We start from the raw sequence: 18,641 nt of genomic DNA on the forward strand, positions 1-18,641 counted from the left end.
GGTGTGGGGGGTGTGACGTTCGCTCATGTTGCCTGAGAAAACGCCACGTTCAGGTGTTGAGCGGAAGCCAAGCAGAAGGGGAGGAATCCTTTCAAGAGGTGTGCGCAACGGGATCACGGTTGCCGTGGGGGGTACAGCTTGCTTCTCGCCCCGTACGCGACCCTACGCGCCCTTGACGGCCTCGGCGGTGCGGGTGACGCTCATGCAATCGAGCGCAATCGGATCGGCACCGGGAGAGGATATGGGGTTGCGTTTCCTGGGGATCATCCCTAACACGCCCGTCGACGACTCGCCGACTATTTGGCTGGACGAGGACACGGGGGATCTGCTGATCCAGTCCTACAAGGCCACGGAGGAAGAGGTGAAGGCGTGCCAGGAGATCGGGTCGATTCCCGGTCACTCCACGGATGTTCCGGTTCACGAGACGATCATCCGGCTTCCAGCCGTGATGCTGAAGTGCATCCCGCGACCGGAGGGTGGCAACGGTGAAGTACCCCGTACGTGAGGGACTGGCCAAGGCGCAGCGCTCCGCCGTGCACCTGGAGATGCGTGACAGTTACACCCCGGACGATCCGGAGTTCGCCCGCTGGCGGGCTGGCCATCGATACGGCAACGACCCCGAGAAGCTGCCCGACTGGTGGGGGTCCTGGCGTGACCTCGTGACCGAGACGACGGCACGCGGCGTCGTGATGCGAAGGGCCCGCATCGTCTCGGAGCCGGTCACGGACTACATCCGGTATGAGCATGACCTCACGTTCGCCAACGTCGCAGCGGGTGAATTGGTCCGCTGGCTGCCCCGACGCAAGGCTGCCGACCTTGCGCTACCGGGGACTGACTTGTGGCTGTTCGACGGGTCGTCAGTGCTGTTCACCTTCTTCTCCGGAATCGGCGAGGTAGTTGATCGGGAGTGGTGCACCGAACCGGCTGTTGTGGGTCTGGTCAGTTCGGCCTTTGAAGCGGTGTGGGCACGGGCTACACCGCACGAGGAGTACAAGCCGGTCTGACTCGCCATGCCCGCCTCAGGATCTTCAAGTGTTCAAGCAGCCCGGCGAGTCCTTGCCGATCGCCTTCGGGAGATGCGCCAGGACGCCGGGCTGGACGGCAGGGCCCTCGCCGCTGCGTGCGGCTGGCACCCATCCAAGGTGTCGCGAATCTCGACTGCGAGGACCGCACCGTCCGCCGACGACATCCGCGCATGGTGCCGGGCGTGCGGCAGGGAGGACCAGACAGACGATCTGGTCGCTTCGCTGCGGGCTGTCGAAGGCATGTGGGTGGAATGGCGCCGAATGGAACATGCGGGACTGCGGCGGGCGCAGGAGGCCGTTCTCCCCCTGTTCGAGCGCACACGCTGGTTCCGGGCCTACTCTTCGTGGTTCGTGCCTGGATTGCTCCAGACCTACGGTTACACGGAGGACGTGTTGCGCGCTGTCCAACGACGGCGGGTCACAGTCGATGACGTGGCCGACGCTGTGGCCGTCCGCATGGATCGGCAACGCGTCCTGTACGAGGGACAACGGCGCTTTGCGTTCCTCGTTGAGGAGTCGGTGTTGAGGAATGGACTGGGCAGCGCTGACACACAGACGGAACAGCTTGAACACTTGATCACGGTCAGCGCCCTGCCCAACGTGAGCGTGGGAGTGGTACCTACTCGCCTGGGCCGAACGCGAATGCCAGTCGAGGGGTTCTGGATCTTCGATACTTCGCAAGTCAACGTTGAGCTTGTCTCGGGGCACCTCACGATCACGCAGCCCAGCGAGATAGCCATGTACGCGGACACGTTCACCACAATGGCTGACATGGCGGTCTATGGAGCGAAGGCCCGCGCATTGATCACCAAGGCCCTTGACTTGCTCCTGTGATCCACGCGCAATCACGTGCGGCGAGGGCCTGCGTACCCCGTGCCCGCCCCGCCATCCGATGCGGTGGGCAACGGTATGGAGGATGACCCGCCTGGGCCGACCGCCGGTCATCTGAGTCTCCACGCGTCGCGCCCGGCGCGACGCGCAACATACGGATACCGCCCGGCGACCCGGGTCAGCCCTCGCCCCCCGGCATCAGCGTGTTGGCGACCTCGCGGGCGACAGTGAGGATGTCCAGGTCGGGCAGGGAGAGGTCCTGCGCGGCAAAGCTGGCGAGGTTGACGCTGAACAGGGCGACCCGGGCGCGGAGTTGGTCGGCCGGTGCGGCGTCCGGGCCGAGGATGAGGTCGACGAGCTCGGCGATCCGGCCCTTCACGCCCCCGCGGTCGGGCGCGAGATCCCGGATGACGTGCTGGTTGGTGGTGGCGAAGCGGGCGATCTGCAGGCCGCGGCGTCCGGACAGGTCCACCCAGCGTGACAGGATCTCGTCCCGCAGGGTGGCGCTGCGGGGCTGCGTGCGGCCCCAGGCGAGGAGATCGTCCAGTTCTTGGACGTACTCGTCGAAGAGGGCGCGGATGATGTCTTCCTTGCCCGCGAAGTGGTAGTACAGCGCGGCCTTGGAGATGTCCAGGCGCTCGGCGATCTCCCGCATCGAGGTCGCCTCGTAGCCATTCTCGGCGAACAGGTGGAGCGCGACCTCCTGGATCTCCGCCTTGGTGTCGCTGCCCTTGCGTCGCCGCTCGGTCATGTCGTGCCTCATCTCTCGTCCGTCGACCTCGATCTTCCCCCATCGCAAGGCCGCACTTGCCGACCGTCCGGTAAGTAAGTTACCTTCCAAGGGTACGGCTTACTGACCGGACGGTAAGTAGGCGCGAGAACCTCGGACCCCATGGGACGGACTTCATGGCCACGGACACCCTGGCGGGCACGGGCGGCGCACCGCCCGAGCGCGCCCGCTTCAGCAGCCGCCAGATCCTCGTCGCCATGAGCGGCCTGGTCATCGCGATGCTGCTGGCCCAGCTCGACAACATGATCGTGGCCCCGGCGCTGCCGACGATCGTCGGCGATCTGGGCGGTCTGAACCATCTGGCCTGGGTGACCACCGGCTACATCCTGGCCTCCACGGTGGCGACCCCGCTCTGGGGCAAGCTGGGCGACCTGTACGGCCGCCGGTCCAGCTTCATGTTCTCGATCGTGATCTTCCTGGTCGGCTCCGCACTGGCCGGTATGTCGCAGAACATGGCGGAACTGATCGGATTCCGTGCCCTGCAGGGCTTGGGCGCCGGTGGCCTGATGGTCGGCGTGATGGCGATCCTGGCCGAGCTGGTGCCGCCCCGCGAGCGGGGCAAGTACTCGGGCGTGATGATGGCCGTCATGCCCGTGGCGATGATCGGCGGGCCGCTGGTGGGCGGTTTCATCACCGACCACCTGAGCTGGCGGTGGGCGTTCTACGTGAATCTGCCGCTGGGCGTCATCGCCCTGGTCGTGTGCTGGTTCACCCTCAGGCGGCTGCCCTCGGGAAGCGGGGCGGCGCGGGTGGACTGGAGCGGCGCCGCGCTGCTGACCACGTGGATCACCGCCCTGGTGCTGATCACCAGCTGGGGCGGCAGCCAGTACGCGTGGGGCTCCTGGCAGATCGCCGCACTCGGCGTCATCACGGTGGTCGCCTTCGCGGTGTTCGTCGCCGTCGAGCGGCGGGCGAGCGACCCGATCATGCCGTTGAACGTCTTCAAGGACACCAACTTCTCGCTGGCCGGGGCGCTCAGCTTCATCTCCGGCTTCGCGCTGTTCGGCGGGGTGACCTTCCTGCCCCAGTTCCAGCAGTTCGTGCAGGGCGCCTCGGCCACCAACAGCGGTCTGCTGCTGATGCCCATGATGATCTCCGTCATGGTCGTCTCGCTGGTGGGCGGCGCCCTCATCACCAGGACCGGCCGCTACCGCGCCCTGCCGATCGTCGGCAGCGCACTGATCGTCGTCGGCCTCCTGTTGTTCGCCACGATGGACACGCACACCTCCAGCACCACGACCGCGCTCTACATGGTGGTGCTCGGCGCGGGCATGGGCGGACTGCTGCAGACCACCGCGCTCATCGCTCAGAACAGCGTGCCCATGCGGGACGTGGGCGCCGCCACCGGAGCGTCGACCTTCCTGCGCAACATGGGCGGTTCGCTCGGCGTCTCGCTGCTCGGCGCGGTCTACACCAGCCACCTCAGCGACTACCTGACGGCCCACGGCTCGGCTGCCGCGCACCGCTCGGGCTCGGCCGCCCAGATGACCCCCGCCGCGCTACGCGCCCTGCCCGAGGCCGCCCGCCAGCTGTTCCAGAACGCCGTGGTCAACGGCATCGGGGCGATCTTCGCCTGGGGCGCGGCGATCGCCGCCATCGGGTTCGTCCTCGCCTGGTTCATCCGCCATGTCCCGCTGCGCGGCGCGACCACGGCACCGGTCGAGGCTGCCCCCGCCGTCGAGGAGCAGTCACTGACCGTCTGACCGGAACGCGGATGGCCCCACCGCAGCCGCGGTGGGGCCATCGTTGCGTACGCGGTCAGCTGCCGGCGTAGACGTCCTCGACGTACCGCCCCCGCTCGACCAGGTCCTGCCACCACCGTTCGGCCGCCGCCGCGTCCGCTCCCGTGCGGTCCGCGTACAGCCGCTGGAACGCGGCGCGCACTCCCGGTGCCATCCGGGCGCCGTCACCGCAGACATAGACCTTGGCGCCGGTTTCGAGCAGCCGCCACACCTCGTCGGCCTCGGTGGCGATCCGGTCCTGGACGAACGACCAGTCGTTCTGCGGGGCCTTGAAGAACGTCGGCCGCATCGAGACCGCCCCCTGCGCCTGGGCGCTCTCCAACTCGTCGCGGTGCAGGTAGTCGACTTCCGGGTGGTCGCAGCCGAAGTAGCACAACGCCGGTGCGAGCGCCGTGCCTTGGCGGATCAGCGACACCCGGTCGGCGATCGCGCCCCGGAAGGGTGCCAGGCCGGTACCGGCGCTGATCATGATGACCGGTGTGCTGGGCCCGGACTCGACGCGGAAGGACTCCCGGCACGGCTGGATCCGCGCGTACACCGTGTCCCCGGCCCGTACCCGGTGCAGATACGAGGACCCCACACCGTTGAAGGTGCCGCGCCCGGACCGGGCCGGAGCGCTGAGCAGCGAGACCATCAGGTCGACGTGCGTCGCGTCGGCGGCGGGCGAGGAGGAGACCGAGTAGTGCCGGGGGCGCATCGCGGGCAGCAGTTCCAGCAGCACCGGCCAGCTCAGACGGCCCTGGAGGGCCGGATGGTCCTCGATGACGTCGAGCAGGCTGCCGCGCGTCCCTTCGCCGGCCAACTGCCGCAGTGCGGCCTGCTCGGGCGGGCACGGGTTCAGCTCGGCCAGCAGGGCGAGGTGGGCGGCGGTGGGGGAGCCCTGCAACTCCACGTAGCGGCTGAGGAGTTCGAACACGGTGACCGGCCGGTCGAGGGGGAGCGTGGCCCGGGTCGGCCGGTGGGCGCGGATGCTGAGCACCGCACTCGGGTCGGCACCGAACAGCCGGACCGCCCGTTCGGCCAGCGCGGGATCGTTCACCGGAAGCACGGTCAGGTGATCGGCGGTCCTGTATGCGGCGCCCTCCGGGAGGGCGATGCGCACGAAGCGCTTGGAACGGCCGAGCGGGTGCCGCAGATCCGCGAGGTCGCCGGTCTCCAGCACCGTCATCGGGGTCATACCGTGCCGCTCGGCGAGCGCGTCCAGTGGCGCACCGGCGACCTCGGTCACCTCGTACGTCCGGCCGGGACCGGCGCTGTCCGCGGACTCCGGGAGCGCGTCCGGGTCGCCGTACCGCTCCAGCAGCGTCCCGCGCAGCGCCGCGGTGAAGCGCTCGACGGATCCGGCCAGATCGCCCGAGGCGTCGGCCTCCGCCCGCTCCAGCATCCGGGTGCCGCCGAGCTCGGCGAGCCGGTCGTCGATCAGGGTGGGCACCCGCTGGTATGTGGCCGCCCAGTTGCGGTCGCCGACGCCCAGTACGGCGAACCGCACACCGTCGGCGGCGCCGGGTGCGGCCTGCGACAGCCAGCAGACGAAGGCGTCGGCGTCGTCCGTGGGCTGCCCGTTGTAGGAGGCGGCGACGATGACGACGGGGGAGTCGGTGGGGAGCGCGGCGGTGTGGTCGTTCAGCGCCGCGACACTGACGTCGAAGCCCAAGTGGTCGGCGGTGTCGGCCAGTTCGGCGGCGAACTCACGGCAGGTACCGAAGTTGGAGCCGTGCAGCACGGTGAGCGCGGTACCGGGCAGCACCCGGGACGGCAGCGGGGCGTCGGTGGTACCGTCGGCCCGGACCGCTTCGGCCGTGACCTGGCCGACCGCCCGAGCGGCCCTGCCGCGCTGCCGCTCCTGCGCCGTGCGCGGTGCCAACGTGAGGGTGCAGCCCTCGGGCTTGAGGGTGAGTGTCTCCTTGATCCGCAGCTGGTAACCGGCGTGGTCGAGGAAGCGGTAGCGGTGGATCAGCAGGCCGAGCAGCATGGTGGCCTCGTGCAGCGCGAACTGCCGTCCGATGCAGGCGCGTTCACCGGTGCCGAACGGCTTGAAGGCGTTGGGCGAGCGCGCTGCCTCGGCGTCCGGTGCGAAGCGGTCGGGGTCGAACTCCTCGACGTTGTCGCCCCAGACGGGGTCGCGGTGCAGCATCGGCGTGAGCACCACCATGCTCTGCCCGGCCTTGATCGGATACCGCCCGCCGATCACGGTGTCCACCCGCGCCTGACGCAGGAAGGCGGCGGCGGTCGGCCACAGGCGCAGCGTCTCGTTGAGGATCTGGCGTACGTAGCGCAGCTTGCCGATGTCCTCGTAGGACGGCTCGGGGTCTGCGGTGTCCCCCCACAGGGCGTCGACCTCGGCCTGGGCCAGGTGCAGCACCTGCGGATTCTTCATCAGGTAGTAGAGGGCGAACGACAGGGTGCCGGAGGTGGTCTCGTGTCCGGCGATCAGGAAGGTGATCACCTGGTTGCGGATGTTCGCCTCGTCCAGCAACTCCCCGCTGTCCGGATGAGGTGAGCCCAGCATCAGACCGAGCAGGTCATCGGTCGAGGTGTCCCCGTTCGCCTTGCGCTTGCCGATCACCTCGTCGACCACCTCGGCCAGGAAGGCGGCGTCGGCACGGAACTGCGCGTCCTGTCGCGAGTGGTCGGCGCCCGGGACCCGTGCCAGGCTCTCCTGGCTGTACGCCAGCGCGCGCACCAGCGCCTGGACGAACGGATGCGGATCGGTCCGGCGGAACGACTCGAAGTCGTAGCCGAACCCCGACAGGCCGATGGTGTCCAGCGTCATCCGGGTCATGTCGTCCGCGACGTTCACCGGCACCGCATCCGCCAGGTGCGCGTCCCAGGAGGCGATGAGCCGCCGCGCCACCCGGAGCATGGTGGGGTGGTACGTCCGCATGGAGCCGAGCGCGAACGCGGGCAGCAGGATGTCATGCGCCTTGGCCCAGTTGGGCTCCTCGTTGTACGCGGTGAACAGGCCGTCCGCGGTGATCCCCCGGACGTTCTCCAGCGCCGGGCCGATCCCCTTGCGGAACCGCGTCTCGTCCGAGATCTCCTCGACCAGCTCCAGCGAGGAGGCGAAGGCGGTGTCCCGGTCGTGGAAGCGCTGTACGAAGAACGGGCCATGGCGGCGGGCGAGTGCGATCGCCCGTTGCAGCGGAGTGCTGGTGGGCGCCGCTGTCGACAGGTCGACGGTGGGCAACTCCAGCTCCGGGTACGCCCGGAGGCCCTGGATCCTGGCGGACTGCGTGTCGATCATGCCCGATGCCTCTCCCGGTGATGTCGGGGCTGTTGCTGACTCCACGATTGCCGAGTTCAGCGACCGTTCCGGCGGAAGAACTACATAATTCTGTAGTGGCGTGAGAGTGTCCGTGCGGGCGCCGGGCGGGCTCGTGTGCTATGGAGGGAGTCTCCGGGCCGGACGGCGAGCGCGGAGCCGAGGACAGGGAAGGGAGAGGAGTGCACGATGGCGGAGACGCCGGAGCAGCGGGCCGCCCTCTGGCGCAACCGGTTCATCAGCTTGCTCGACCGGTCGCCGGTGCCCATAGCGATCAGCCGCACCGACGGTGTGATCACGGGCGCCAATCCCGCCTTCGCCGCCGTCTGGGGGCTGCACCCCGGGCAGCTGACCAGCCGTCAGCTGTTAGAGCTCTTCACGCCCACCAGCGTCGGGCAGTTGCGCAAGCTGGACGAGGCGCTGCGGCTCGGACGCCGGTCCCGCTACCCGGTGCGGGTGAGATGGACGGCGAGCGGTACGAGCCATGACGGCCAGCTCGTCGTGGAGCCGGTGAGCGATCCGGAAGAGGAGTCGCCGCCGCTGCTGGTCACCCTGCACCCCGACGAAGGACCGCGGGCGGTCGGCGGCCGCGCGGCGGCACGGCCGCTCGGACAGGCGCACGAGGTGGTGGTCAGCCCGCAGGAGGCCAGCATCCTGGCACTGGTCGCGGCGGGCAACACCACGGCGGCGGTCGCCCGTATCGTCGGGTTGAGCGCGGACGGGGTGAACTACCACCTGAAGCGGTTGTGCACGCTGGTCGGTGCCACGAACCGCACGGGGCTGGTGGCCAGGGCGTATGTGCTCGGGCTGCTGGACCCCGCGGTATGGCCGCCCGCGCCGCCGTCGACCGGAGGCTGAGGAGCTAGCCGGCGGGACCTGGTGCGACCACGATCCGCGCCGGGTCGCCCTCGTGACGCTCCGCCGACCGACCCCGAGGGCGCCGTCATGGTCGCCATGTGGCCTCCTGGTTCCGGATTCCGGCATCGCACGCTATTGAGCAATGCCCAAGACCGTGTGGGCCGCCTTTCGGCAGTTGTGCCCGCCGTGGTGGTGGGAATCCCGCCCCGACGGCGGGATTCCCACCCCGCGGCTACGCCGAAGGCACGGGCGCGGCCGGAGGCGTCGTGGAAAGGTGCCGGGCACCCGAACGCACCGCCCACCAGAAGATGCCCAGCGACACGACCGCGACGGTGAGCGAGTCGTACGGAGCGGGCAGCCGGCCCGAGCCCTTGAACGTACCGAGCCACGACAGCAGCGTCAGCGCCGTCAGGTACACCACCAGCCAGGCCCCGCTGAGTAGTTCGTCGCGAAGTGACGCCCCGAAGCCGCCACGCCACATGGTCAGGAACACCAGCAGTCCGGCGAGCACGAGCGGCAGCGCCAGCCGCAGGTCGTGCCACCCCGACCAGTAGACGAACTCGCTGGACACCACGAAGCTGACCGGCGCGATCCACCGCACCCCCGGCACCCGCTCCGGGATCGCGCTGGTCGCCTGGGTACGGAACACGGCCGCGGCCACCGCGGAGGCCGCGTAGATCAGCAGGTACATGTCGCCCATCACGCTGACGATGTCCTGCCAGCCGCCGAACGGCAGCAGGAACACCGCGATCACCGCGAGATTCAGCGCCAGCGCCCGATGCGGGATGCCATGCCGCGGGTTGACCTGCATGAAGAAACGCGGCAGCAGACCGTTCTTGGCCAGTGCGTAGGTGTGCCGGGCATCGATCGCCACACCTACGTAGGCCGAACCGCCCGGAGACAGCACGGCGTCGGCGTACAGCAGGCTCGCCAGCCACTGCAGATTGAGGATCAACGCCAACTGGCCGAAGGGCGAATCGAAGTTGACGCCATGCCAGCCGTGACCGAGCAGGCTGTCCGGCACGGTGAACAGGAACGCCGACTGGAGCCCGAGGTACATCAGCAGGGCCAGGCCGATCCCGGCCAGGACGGAAGCGGGAACGGTGCGGCGCGGGTTGCGTGCCTCGCCGGAGAAGTCCAGGGGCGCCTGGAATCCGTTGACCGAGTAGACGATGCCGCCGCTCGCCAGCGCGCTCAGGCAGGCGGCGTACCCGTACGGCGCGAACCCGCCGTGGTCGGTGAGCCGACCGGAATGCCATCCGGAGGCGAACAGTGCGATCACAGTGACGATCGGGACCAGGATCTTGAGTATCGACACGGCGTTGTTGAGCCGCGCGAACATGCGTACCGCGAACCAGTTCAGCGCGGTGAGCACCACACTGAGCGCGATCGCCAGCCCAAGTCCCGACAGGGTCAGCCGGTGCCCGTGGTAGATGCCCGGCAGGTAGTGCGCCGCGTACTGCATGATCGCGCTGATCTCCGCCGCGGTACCGCCCACCGAGAGCAGTGCCGACCAGCCGATCAGCGTGCCCACCAGGCGTCCGCTGGCGTACAGCGGCCAGCGCACCGTGCCGCCGCCCTCGGGCCGTGACGCGCCGAGTTCGACCATGACCAGCGCCACCAGCCCGGACAGCACACCCGCGCCGACCCAGGACAGCAGTGCGGCGGGACCGGCGGTCTGTGCCGCGTACATGGCGGCGAACAGCCAGCCGGAGCCGACGATGTTGGAGAAGCCGATCGCGGTCAGACCCCAGAACCCGAGGTCGCGGCGCAACCGGTGCTCCTGCGTGGCCACGGTCGACGCATCGGCCTCGCCCATCAAGTGATCCGACACGAAAGGGTCTCCTCCGTCGTTGTCCGCGGAAGGTCAAGACTGCCATGCGCGCGGTGCGCGCCTTCGGACCGTCCACGATAGGGACGGCTGTTCATCCTTCTGACCATCGATCAGGTTCCTGGTGCGCAAATTGGCCGCACCACTGGACATCGGTGTCCGGCGGGGCTAGCTTCACCCTTGTCGTTACGTATACGTGACTAGCATTCGGCTATCTGAACAAACGGCCTGCCAGGTACATCACCGCACCCCATCCACCCAAGGAGCGAGATGTCCCGCAACTCCCATCGGCAAGCGCCCCGGAAGCGCCGTACGGCCCTCGTCGCGACGGCGGTGGCGGCCCTCGCGGCCACGGTCACGGCCGGATCGCTGACCGCGGCGCCCGCACGGGCCGCATCCGGCACCTGGACCGGTCAGTTCACCGGTTACAACTCCGCCGCGTGGCAGCGGTCCTGGGGCTACACCTCCCAGGGTTCCTGGGGCAAGTCCGACCTCAAGGCGGTCTCCGACCCGTCCGCGCCGGGTGACGGCTCGGCGCTCCAAGTGACCTATGGCGCGGGGTCATCGGCCAACTCCTGCTCCGACTGCGCCAATCCGGGCGGCGGCCAGTTCTACACCCAGCTGAGCAAGCTCGGCCGGTCCGATCTGGTGCACTCCACCACCTTGGACCTGAAGTACTCGGCGAAGTTCCCGTCCGGTTTCGACTGGGGCAAGGGCGGCAAGCTGCCGGGACTGTACGGCGGCCAGATCGGCCAGGAGTCCGGCGGCAACCACGGCAACGGCTGGTCGACGCGGTACATGTTCCGCGCCAAGTCGGCTCCCGACGAGGGCGAGGTCTACCTCTACACGCCGACCAACTCCGGGCCCACCGGGTACGGCGTCGATGTGGGACTCGGCGACTGGAACTGGCGGGCCGACGGTGCCTGGCACACCGTCGAGCAGCTGGTGAACCGCGCCACCGGCGACATCACCGTCTGGTACGACGGACAGCAGGTACTCGCCGCCAAGGGTGCCGCCTCCGGCATCTCCGGCATCACCTTCAGCGGTGTCTTCTTCTCCACCTTCTTCGGCGGCCATGACACCAGTTGGGGACCGAAGAAGACCGAGAGCGCGGAGTTCGCCGACTTCTCCCTCTCCGCTTCCACGCAGCACTGAGGCCGACCGGGCTCACCGAGGTCTGGCCGGGTCCGTCACGAAGAGGACGGCGGCACGGGCGCGGCCAGGCCTTCGAGCAGGGTGCGGGCCGCGCCCAGTACCAGGCCGCAGATCTCGTCCGGGTCGGCGCTGGCCAGCGGCTCCTTGCCGACCACCACCCGCATCAGTCCTATGCCGAGCAGCCAGGACAGCACCAGGTCGGCCCGCAGTCCCTTGTCGTCCTGGTTGCTGAGGGTGGCCAGGACCCGGGCGTACTCGTCCCCCAACAGCCGTCCCGCCGTGGCCACTTCGTCGCTGCCGCCGGTCGACCGCAAGAACGCGTCCAGCGAGCGGTCGCCCCGGCGCGCATCATCGGACAGCAGCATTCCGCGCAGCGCCGCCTCCAGCAGGCCTTCCGGCGCGGTGGTCTCCAGCTGCTCGCGGCCGTTGCGCGCCAGCACCTCACCGAACAGGGCCTTCTTCGATCCGAAGTAACGGAACAACAGGGCCTGGTTGACGCCCGCGCGAGCCGCGATGTCCCGTACGGTGGCGCGCTCGAAGCCGCGCTCGGCGAACAGCGAGGCCGCCGCGTCCAGCAGTGCCCGCCGGGTCGCCTGGGCGTCGCGCGTCCGCTTCGGCTGGATCTCGGCCATCTGTGCATCCCTCCCCGGAAGTCCGTCAGGATAGCGGCCCACCAGGACCGTTGACGCGTCGCACGGCTGGATCTACGCTATGTAAGCACGTGCTTACACTTGGAGGCCCAGGGTGACCACAGCTGACACAGAGCGCTTAGCCGGCGTAGAGCCCCTCACATACCCCTTCAACGAAGCGAAAGGTCTCGGGATCTCCGAGGCCTATGAGCAAGCCCGCACCAGCACCGGGCTGCTGCGGGTACGGATGGCGTACGGTGAGCCCGCCTGGCTCGTCACGCGCTACGTGGACGCCCGGCTGGTGCTCGGCGACCGGCGGTTCAGCCGGGCCGAGAGCGTCCACCGGGACCCTCCCCGCCAGGGCGAGGCGCGGTCGGACTCCGGCATCCTCAGCATGGACCCGCCCGATCACACCCGGCTGCGCACGCTCGTGGCCAAGGCGTTCACCGTGCACCAGGTGGAGAAACTGCGGCCCGGCGTAACGGAGTTGGCCGAGGAGCTGCTGGACGGGCTGGAGGCCTCGGGGCCGCCAGCAGACCTGGTCGAGGACTACGCGCTGCCGATACCGGTCGCCGTCATCTGCCGACTGCTCGGGGTGCCGGAGCAGGACCGGCCGCGATTCCGGGTGTGGAGCGACGCCGAGCTGTCCACCAGCTCGCTGACCGCCGAGGAGTCCGAGGCCAACCGCGAGGAACTGCGCGCCTATATGGCTCAGCTGATAGAGCATCATCGGCGTTGCCCGCAAGACGACTTGATGACCGCGCTGATCGAGGCCAGGGACGTGGGGGACCGGCTCTCCGAGCTGGAACTGATCGATCTGTGCGTGGGGCTGCTGGTCGCCGGTCATGAGACCACGGCCACGCAGATCCCCAACTTCGTCTACTCCCTGCTGGAACACCCCGATGAGCTCGCTCGGCTACGGGCCGACACCAGCCTCATTCCCACGGCGGTCGAGGAGTTGATGCGGTTCGTGCCGCTGGGCAGCGGTGCGGGCTTCCCCCGCTATGCGATGGAGGACGTCGAGGTGGGCGGCACGCTGGTCCGCGCGGGCGAGCCGGTGCTGGTCGCCGTGGGCGCGGCCAACCGGGACGCGCTGCGGTTCACCGAACCAGGCAGGCTCGACATCACCCGCCAGGGCAACCAGCACCTTGGCTTCGGTCACGGCGTGCACCACTGCCTGGGCGCCCCCCTGGCCCGCCTGGAACTGCAGGAGGCGCTACGAGCCCTTGTCGTGCGTTTCCCACGGCTGCGTCTGACGGGGGACATCGAGTGGAAGACGCAGATGCTGGTCCGGGGCCCGCGCAGCATGCCGGTGGGGTGGTGACGCTCGATGACCTGGCATATCGAAATCGACGGTCACCAGTGCATGGCCTCCGGGATGTGCGCGGGCATCGCGCCTGAGCTGTTCGCGCTCGACGACGACCACGCCCGCCCGCTGCACCCCGACGGCCCCGCCGACGAGCGGGCCCTGGACGCCGCCGACGCGTGTCCGGCGATGGCCATCACCGTCACCGAAGGGGAGGAGGTCATCGGGCCGCGATCGTGACCCGAGCCGTTTCGCGGGCACCGGTGGTGGAACTGCGCTTCGGCGCGGTCCGAGTGACCATGGAGCCATGCTGCTGGCCGATGTCGCCCGGACGTCGCGAGAGGTCGCCGAGGCCTCCGCGCGCTCGCGGAAGGTCGCGTTGCTGGCCCGGCTGTTCCGTACGACGGAGCCCGCGCAGGCCCCGATCGTGATCACGTATCTGGCCGGGCGGCTGCCCCAGCGCCGTATCGGAGTGGGCTGGAGCACGCTCGCCGAACGGGTACCGCCGGCGGTCGAACCCCGGTTGGCCGTGGCCGAGGTGCACGCCGCGTTCGACCGGATCGCGGCCGTCACCGGCAAGGGCGCGCAGACCGAGCGGCGACGGCAGGTGCGTGAGCTGATGGCGGCCGCCACCGGCGAGGAACAGCGCTTCCTGCTCGCCCTGATCGGCGGTGAGCTGCGGCAGGGCGCACTGGACGCGCTGGCCGTCGAGGGGCTGGCGGCGGCGGCCGATGTCCCGGCGCAGGAGGTGCGCCGGGCGGTCATGCTGGGCGGATCACTGGGCGCGGTCGCCGAGGCGCTGTTGGCCGAAGGCCCGGACGCGCTGGCCGACTTCCAACTGGAGGTCGGCCGTCCGGTACTGCCCATGCTGGCGCACACCGCCAAGAGCGTGGACGAGGCACTGGACAGGCTCGGTCCCTGCGCGATCGAGGAGAAGCTCGACGGCATCCGCATCCAGGTGCACCGGGACGGCGAGACCGTACGGATCTACACTCGGACCCTCGATGAGATCACGCCACGGCTGCCCGAAGTGGTCACCGCGGCCCGTGAACTGGCTGCCGAGCGGCTGGTACTCGACGGAGAGGTCATCGCGCTGGGCGCCGACGGGCGGCCGAAGCCGTTCCAGGAGACCGCTGGGAGGGTCGGCTCCCGGCTGGATGTCGCGGGCGCGCAGGCCTCACTGCCGCTCTCGCCGGTCTTCTTCGACCTGCTGTCCGTCGACGGTCGCGATCTTCTGGCCCACACCACGGCACAGCGCCACGCCGAGCTGGCCCGGCTGGTCCCCGAGCCGCTCAGGGTCCGCCGACTGGTCGCCAGCGATCCGCAGGACCCGCAAACCCGTGCGGCGGCAGGTGAGTTCACCGCCGCGACCCTGGCGCGCGGCCACGAGGGGGTGCTCGTCAAGGCGCTGGACGCCCCGTACAGCGCGGGTCGGCGCGGCGCCTCCTGGCTGAAGGTCAAACCCGTGCACACCCTCGATCTGGTGGTACTCGCCGCGGAGTGGGGCCACGGGCGACGCACCGGAACGCTCTCGAATCTGCATCTGGGCGCCCGGCAGCCGGACGGCACCTTCGCGATGCTGGGCAAGACCTTCAAGGGGCTGACCGATGCGATGCTCGGATGGCAGACGGAACGGCTACGGGAGCTGGCGGTGCGCACCGAACCGTGGGGTGTGGTGGTACGACCTGAACTGGTGGTGGAGATCGCCTTCGACGGGGTGCAGCGGTCCACCCGCTACCCGGCGGGGGTGACCCTGCGCTTCGCACGCGTCCTGCGCTACCGCGAGGACAAGACGGCGGCGGAGGCGGACGCCGTCGAGGACGTACTCGGCTTCCGCCCCTGAGCCGGATGCGGCGTGTGGCGGGCTTGGCCGTCTATGGCCGGATGGCTACGGAATCCATTGCCGAGCTACCCGGCCTGCTGGGGCTCGACGGCCGGTGCGGGCGGTGCGGCCATGGCCGCACCGCCTTCCGCAGTGCGTTACCTGATGCCGACCACCATCGAGTCGGGGCCGGCGAGGTGTTCCACCCGGCAGTCCCGGAAACCGGCCTCCGTGAGCCAGGCTCGGAAGTCGGCGCCGGTGTAGTCGAATCCGCCCTTGGTCTCGATGAGCATGTTGAGGCTCATCAGCCGCCCGAAGGCGTTCTCCCGGCGGCCGTCGTCGATCAGCGACTCGAAGACGATGACCGCCCCCGCATTCGGTAGCGCGTCATACGCCTTCTTCAACAGCATCCGCTTGGTGTGCAGATCCCAGTCGTGCAGGATGTGCCCGAACACCAGCACATCCGCGGCGGGCAGTGGATCGGTGAAGAAGTCCCCCGCCGTGAACGACAGCCGGTCGGCGGTTCCCGCCGCGGCCACGTACTCCTCGAAGTGCGGTCGCACCGGAGCCAGGTCGAAACCCGTGCCTGCCCGGCCATCTCCAGCATCCCGCCGACGTAGCACGGCTCGGAGCGGACGAGATGGCGCGCCGAGTCAGGGGTGTTGGTGTACCGGCCGCCGCCGTCCCGGTCCAGCAACCCGAGCGCGACCAGGGTGTCGAAGAAGTCCCCTGCCCCGCGCGGATGCAGGTCGAGCCGGGACCGTAACTCCTCGCCGCCCAGCGGGGCCGCGGCGAGTGTGCCGAAGACGTCGAGCTCCACCGCGCTCAACAGCGCGTTCGCCTCCCAGAACCCAAGCCCCACTCGCATGATCCGCTCCGGCGACCCCGAATCCCCGTGTCCGCCGTGGTGCGGCTCTTGATTCGACATCAGCTCGTCCCCTCTTTCGGCGCCCTGTGTATCGCCGCCCTTGGTGCGACAGGACCGATTCCGGTGGACACTACTGACGCTCGCCAGAGCGCACCCGGCCGTCAGTGGTACGACCGGGTGGACAGGTAGACGGAATTCTATTTCCGTTATGCGGTATCTTCGGCGCGCTGAAGCGGTGCGAAGCCTTCCCCAACGGCATGCTCCACGAGATCACCGCAGTCCAGGGGCTGCGGTGCCGGGCAATGCCGAGAGAGGATGGAGCGGAGTATCACGGTGCGGACCGGTGTGGACCGGGTCGCGAGCACAGACGGCACGGACGGGTCGCGCGGACGGCGCGGGCCACGGGCGTCACGACGGGCGGAAGGGGTGACCGGGAATGAGTGCGACCGACGCGTTCCCGGCCGGCCTGGGACCCGAGAGCACGGACGCGGCTGCCCCGCCGGGCGGGCTGCTGGACGTCCTGAGCGTGGCGGCGGTGGTGCTGGACGCCAGCGGCCGGATCACCCTGTGGAGCCCCCAGGCGGAGGACCTGTTCGGCTACAGCGCCGAGGAGGCGCTCGGCAGGTACGCGGCACGGCTGCTGGTCGACGAGCGGAACCGGGACCAGATACTCAAGCTGTTCGCCGAAGTCATGGAGGCCGGAACGTACTGGGCCGGGGTGTTCCCCGTCCGGCACAAGGACGGAAGCACCCGGCTGGTCGAATTCCGCAACATGCGGCTCCAGGACGCGCACCACGGGTTCTACGCCCTGGGGATAGCCACCGACCAGGCGACCTTGCGCCGGTTGGAGACGGAGCTCTCGCTGTCCGTGCGGCTGGTCAGCCAGTCACCGATCGGACTGGGCGTCCTCGACACCGACCTGCGGTTCGTGACCGTCAACCCGGCGCTGGAACGGATCAACGGAATCCCCGCAGACCAGCACATCGGCCGCCATGTCCGCGAGGTGCTGCCGTTCCTGGACGCCGACAACGTCGAGTCACTGCTGCGCCAGGTGCTGGACACCGGCGTTCCGGTGCTGGACCAGTTCGCCACCGGCCGCACCCCTGCCGACCCGGAAACCGAGCACGCGTGGTCGGTGTCGTACTACCGCCTGGACGACCCCGCCGGGCGAGTGCTCGGCCTGGCCACCTCGGTGGTGGACATCACCGAACGGCACCGCGCGGCCACCGAGGCGGCCGAGGCACGGGAGCGGCTCACCCTCATCGCCGACGCCACCGTTCGCATCGGCACCACCCTCGACCTCGACCAGACCGCGTGTGAGCTGGCCGACGTCTGCGTACCGGAGCTGGCCGACGTCGCGGCGGTCGACGTACTCGACTCGATAATGGACGACCGCCGCGGCAATTCGAGCGCGGACCGCGACCGCCCGGTCTTCCGCGCCCTCGCGGTGGCGGCGGGCTATCCGACCGAGGCCACCCGGGCGGCGGACCCCACGGGCGAGGTCGCCGCCTACGATCCGGACCGGCTGATCACCCAGTGCGTGAAGACCGGCCGCCCCGTGCTGATCCCACGAGTGCGGCCGGAGGACCTGCGCAGCATCGCCCGGGACGAGGTGTCGGCCGGACTCCTGGCCCGTGCGGGACTGCACTCCTACCTCGCGGTGCCACTGATCGCCCGCGGCTCGGTGGTCGGCGCGCTGGACCTCAAACGGGCCCGCAACCCGCTGCCGTTCACCGAGGACGATGCCGTGCTCGCCTGCGAGTTGGCCGCTCGCGCCGCCGTGTGCATCGACAACGCCCGCTGGTACCAGGCCCAACGCCGGGCGGCGCTGACCCTGCAGCGCGATCTGCTGCCGCCGAGTCCGCCGCACCGCCCGGGACTTGAGGTCGCCTACCGCTACCAGCCCGCCGCGGGCACCAGCGAGGTCGGCGGCGACTGGTTCGACGTCATCCCGCTGACCGGCGACAGCACCGCGCTCGTCGTCGGCGACGTCATGGGCAGCGGCATCAACGCGGCCGCGACCATGGGCCAGTTGCGTACCGCGACCCGTACGCTCGCCGAACTCGGCCTGGACCCCGCGGACCTCATGGGACACCTCGACCGTGTCGCCGACGGCCTGGGCCGCTCCATCGCCACCTGCGTGTACGTCGTCCACGACCCGGAACGCGGACAGTGCCGGATCTCCAACGCGGGACATCTGCCTCCCGTGCTGATGCGGCCCGGCCGCGCCCCCGAACTGCTGGACCTGCCCACCGGCGCCCCGCTGGGAGTCGGCGGAGTGCCCTTCGAGACCATCGTCGTCGACGTGGCCCCAGGTGATCAACTCGTGCTGTACACCGACGGGTTGGTGGAGACCCGGGACACCTCGATCGACATCCGGCTGAACGCTCTGCTCGACGTGCTCTCCGGCCCGCACCGGCCGCTGGAGACCACCTGCGACATCCTGCTGCGGATCCTGCGCCACCCCGACGACCACGACGACGTCGCACTGCTCATCGCCCGGTCCACCACCGACGACTGAC

At 69.6% G+C, this 18,641-nt stretch carries 15 protein-coding genes and 2 pseudogenes; 11 read left to right on the forward strand and 6 right to left on the reverse strand.

Annotation, left to right across the window (positions count from 1 at the left end; all coding sequences use genetic code 11):
* Window positions 1–241: 241 nt before the first annotated feature.
* From P2L57_RS03525 to P2L57_RS03540, 4 genes and pseudogenes are all read left to right on the forward strand, one after another.
* On the forward strand, window positions 242–505 hold the full coding sequence (locus tag P2L57_RS03525) for a hypothetical protein (RefSeq protein WP_275809155.1): 264 nt from the start codon (window positions 242–244) through the stop codon (window positions 503–505).
* Window positions 486–1,004 carry a DUF6879 family protein gene (locus tag P2L57_RS03530; RefSeq protein WP_275808012.1) on the forward strand — a complete coding sequence of 173 codons (519 nt, stop codon included), beginning with the start codon at window positions 486–488 and terminating at the stop codon, window positions 1,002–1,004. Before P2L57_RS03525 ends, P2L57_RS03530 begins: the two co-directional genes overlap by 20 nt.
* A 6-nt stretch (window positions 1,005–1,010) precedes the next feature.
* The gene (locus P2L57_RS03535; protein ID WP_275808015.1) at window positions 1,011–1,859 is read left to right on the forward strand and encodes a helix-turn-helix domain-containing protein; all 849 of its coding nucleotides are present in this window, start codon (window positions 1,011–1,013) and stop codon (window positions 1,857–1,859) included.
* A 22-nt stretch (window positions 1,860–1,881) separates the two neighbouring features.
* A pseudogene (locus P2L57_RS03540) lies at window positions 1,882–1,974 on the forward strand (glycosyltransferase family 2 protein); the annotation flags it as partial.
* A 60-nt stretch (window positions 1,975–2,034) separates the two neighbouring features.
* Here the strand turns inward: P2L57_RS03540 and P2L57_RS03545 are convergent.
* Entirely contained in the window at window positions 2,035–2,607 is a 573-nt protein-coding gene (locus tag P2L57_RS03545) for a TetR/AcrR family transcriptional regulator (RefSeq protein ID WP_275808018.1), read from the reverse strand.
* 155 nt (window positions 2,608–2,762) lie between these two features.
* Between P2L57_RS03545 and P2L57_RS03550 the strand changes: the two genes are divergently transcribed.
* A complete protein-coding gene (locus tag P2L57_RS03550) occupies window positions 2,763–4,349 on the forward strand; it encodes an MDR family MFS transporter (RefSeq protein WP_275808021.1) in 1,587 nt (528 codons plus the stop codon).
* 55 nt (window positions 4,350–4,404) lie between these two features.
* Here the strand turns inward: P2L57_RS03550 and P2L57_RS03555 are convergent, their stop codons facing one another.
* The gene (locus P2L57_RS03555; RefSeq protein ID WP_275808024.1) at window positions 4,405–7,632 is read right to left on the reverse strand and encodes a bifunctional cytochrome P450/NADPH--P450 reductase; all 3,228 of its coding nucleotides are present in this window, start codon (window positions 7,630–7,632) and stop codon (window positions 4,405–4,407) included.
* Window positions 7,633–7,839: 207 nt separating this feature from the next.
* Here P2L57_RS03555 and P2L57_RS03560 point away from each other — a divergent pair, with 207 nt between their 5' ends.
* Window positions 7,840–8,508 carry a LuxR C-terminal-related transcriptional regulator gene (locus P2L57_RS03560; RefSeq protein ID WP_275808027.1) on the forward strand — a complete coding sequence of 223 codons (669 nt, stop codon included), beginning with the start codon at window positions 7,840–7,842 and terminating at the stop codon, window positions 8,506–8,508.
* Window positions 8,509–8,740: 232 nt separating this feature from the next.
* Here the strand turns inward: P2L57_RS03560 and P2L57_RS03565 are convergent, their stop codons facing one another.
* Window positions 8,741–10,327 (reverse strand): APC family permease, encoded by a 1,587-nt coding sequence (locus tag P2L57_RS03565; RefSeq protein WP_275809158.1) that lies wholly within the window; start codon window positions 10,325–10,327, stop codon window positions 8,741–8,743.
* 282 nt (window positions 10,328–10,609) lie between these two features.
* On the opposite strand from P2L57_RS03565, the gene P2L57_RS03570 reads away from it, so the two are divergent.
* Window positions 10,610–11,494 (forward strand): polysaccharide lyase, encoded by an 885-nt coding sequence (locus P2L57_RS03570; RefSeq protein ID WP_275808030.1) that lies wholly within the window; start codon window positions 10,610–10,612, stop codon window positions 11,492–11,494.
* A 35-nt stretch (window positions 11,495–11,529) separates the two neighbouring features.
* Here the strand turns inward: P2L57_RS03570 and P2L57_RS03575 are convergent, their stop codons facing one another.
* Window positions 11,530–12,126: a TetR/AcrR family transcriptional regulator gene (locus P2L57_RS03575; protein ID WP_275808033.1), complete on the reverse strand. Its 597-nt coding sequence runs from the start codon at window positions 12,124–12,126 to the stop codon at window positions 11,530–11,532.
* Window positions 12,127–12,238: 112 nt separating this feature from the next.
* On the opposite strand from P2L57_RS03575, the gene P2L57_RS03580 reads away from it, so the two are divergent.
* From P2L57_RS03580 to P2L57_RS03590, 3 genes are all read left to right on the forward strand, one after another.
* On the forward strand, window positions 12,239–13,447 hold the full coding sequence (locus P2L57_RS03580) for a cytochrome P450 (protein WP_275808035.1): 1,209 nt from the start codon (window positions 12,239–12,241) through the stop codon (window positions 13,445–13,447).
* A gap of 6 nt (window positions 13,448–13,453) precedes the next feature.
* Window positions 13,454–13,669 carry a ferredoxin gene (locus P2L57_RS03585; protein WP_275808039.1) on the forward strand — a complete coding sequence of 72 codons (216 nt, stop codon included), beginning with the start codon at window positions 13,454–13,456 and terminating at the stop codon, window positions 13,667–13,669.
* A gap of 67 nt (window positions 13,670–13,736) precedes the next feature.
* On the forward strand, window positions 13,737–15,272 hold the full coding sequence (locus P2L57_RS03590) for an ATP-dependent DNA ligase (protein ID WP_275808042.1): 1,536 nt from the start codon (window positions 13,737–13,739) through the stop codon (window positions 15,270–15,272).
* 137 nt (window positions 15,273–15,409) lie between these two features.
* Here the strand turns inward: P2L57_RS03590 and P2L57_RS40110 are convergent, their stop codons facing one another.
* Both P2L57_RS40110 and P2L57_RS40115 read right to left on the reverse strand, forming a co-directional pair.
* Complete coding sequence (locus P2L57_RS40110; protein ID WP_308292428.1) at window positions 15,410–15,814, reverse strand: methyltransferase; 405 nt, start codon at window positions 15,812–15,814, stop codon at window positions 15,410–15,412.
* 131 nt (window positions 15,815–15,945) lie between these two features.
* Window positions 15,946–16,179, reverse strand: a pseudogene (locus P2L57_RS40115) (dimerization domain-containing protein); the annotation flags it as partial.
* Window positions 16,180–16,555: 376 nt separating this feature from the next.
* Here P2L57_RS40115 and P2L57_RS03600 point away from each other — a divergent pair.
* The gene (locus P2L57_RS03600) at window positions 16,556–18,640 is read left to right on the forward strand and encodes a SpoIIE family protein phosphatase (RefSeq protein ID WP_275808045.1); all 2,085 of its coding nucleotides are present in this window, start codon (window positions 16,556–16,558) and stop codon (window positions 18,638–18,640) included.
* The last annotated feature ends 1 nt before the right edge of the window (window position 18,641 follow it).

This window comes from Streptantibioticus ferralitis (assembly GCF_029223525.1).
In the GTDB taxonomy this organism is placed as follows: Bacteria; Actinomycetota; Actinomycetes; order Streptomycetales; family Streptomycetaceae; genus Streptantibioticus_A; species Streptantibioticus_A ferralitis.

Bases quoted from the DNA above. Each gene is read 5' to 3' on its own strand.
- P2L57_RS03555 (WP_275808024.1), bottom strand. From the start codon at position 7,632: ATGATCGACACGCAGTCCGCCAGGATCCAGGGCCTCCGGGCGTACCCG.
- P2L57_RS03525 (WP_275809155.1), top strand. From the start codon at position 242: ATGGGGTTGCGTTTCCTGGGGATCATCCCTAACACGCCCGTCGACGAC.
- P2L57_RS03535 (WP_275808015.1), top strand. From the start codon at position 1,011: ATGCCCGCCTCAGGATCTTCAAGTGTTCAAGCAGCCCGGCGAGTCCTT.
- P2L57_RS03560 (WP_275808027.1), top strand. From the start codon at position 7,840: ATGGCGGAGACGCCGGAGCAGCGGGCCGCCCTCTGGCGCAACCGGTTC.
- P2L57_RS03545 (WP_275808018.1), bottom strand. From the start codon at position 2,607: ATGACCGAGCGGCGACGCAAGGGCAGCGACACCAAGGCGGAGATCCAG.
- P2L57_RS03565 (WP_275809158.1), bottom strand. From the start codon at position 10,327: ATGGGCGAGGCCGATGCGTCGACCGTGGCCACGCAGGAGCACCGGTTG.
- P2L57_RS03550 (WP_275808021.1), top strand. From the start codon at position 2,763: ATGGCCACGGACACCCTGGCGGGCACGGGCGGCGCACCGCCCGAGCGC.
- P2L57_RS03575 (WP_275808033.1), bottom strand. From the start codon at position 12,126: ATGGCCGAGATCCAGCCGAAGCGGACGCGCGACGCCCAGGCGACCCGG.
- P2L57_RS03600 (WP_275808045.1), top strand. From the start codon at position 16,556: ATGAGTGCGACCGACGCGTTCCCGGCCGGCCTGGGACCCGAGAGCACG.
- P2L57_RS03590 (WP_275808042.1), top strand. From the start codon at position 13,737: ATGCTGCTGGCCGATGTCGCCCGGACGTCGCGAGAGGTCGCCGAGGCC.
- P2L57_RS03585 (WP_275808039.1), top strand. From the start codon at position 13,454: ATGACCTGGCATATCGAAATCGACGGTCACCAGTGCATGGCCTCCGGG.
- P2L57_RS03570 (WP_275808030.1), top strand. From the start codon at position 10,610: ATGTCCCGCAACTCCCATCGGCAAGCGCCCCGGAAGCGCCGTACGGCC.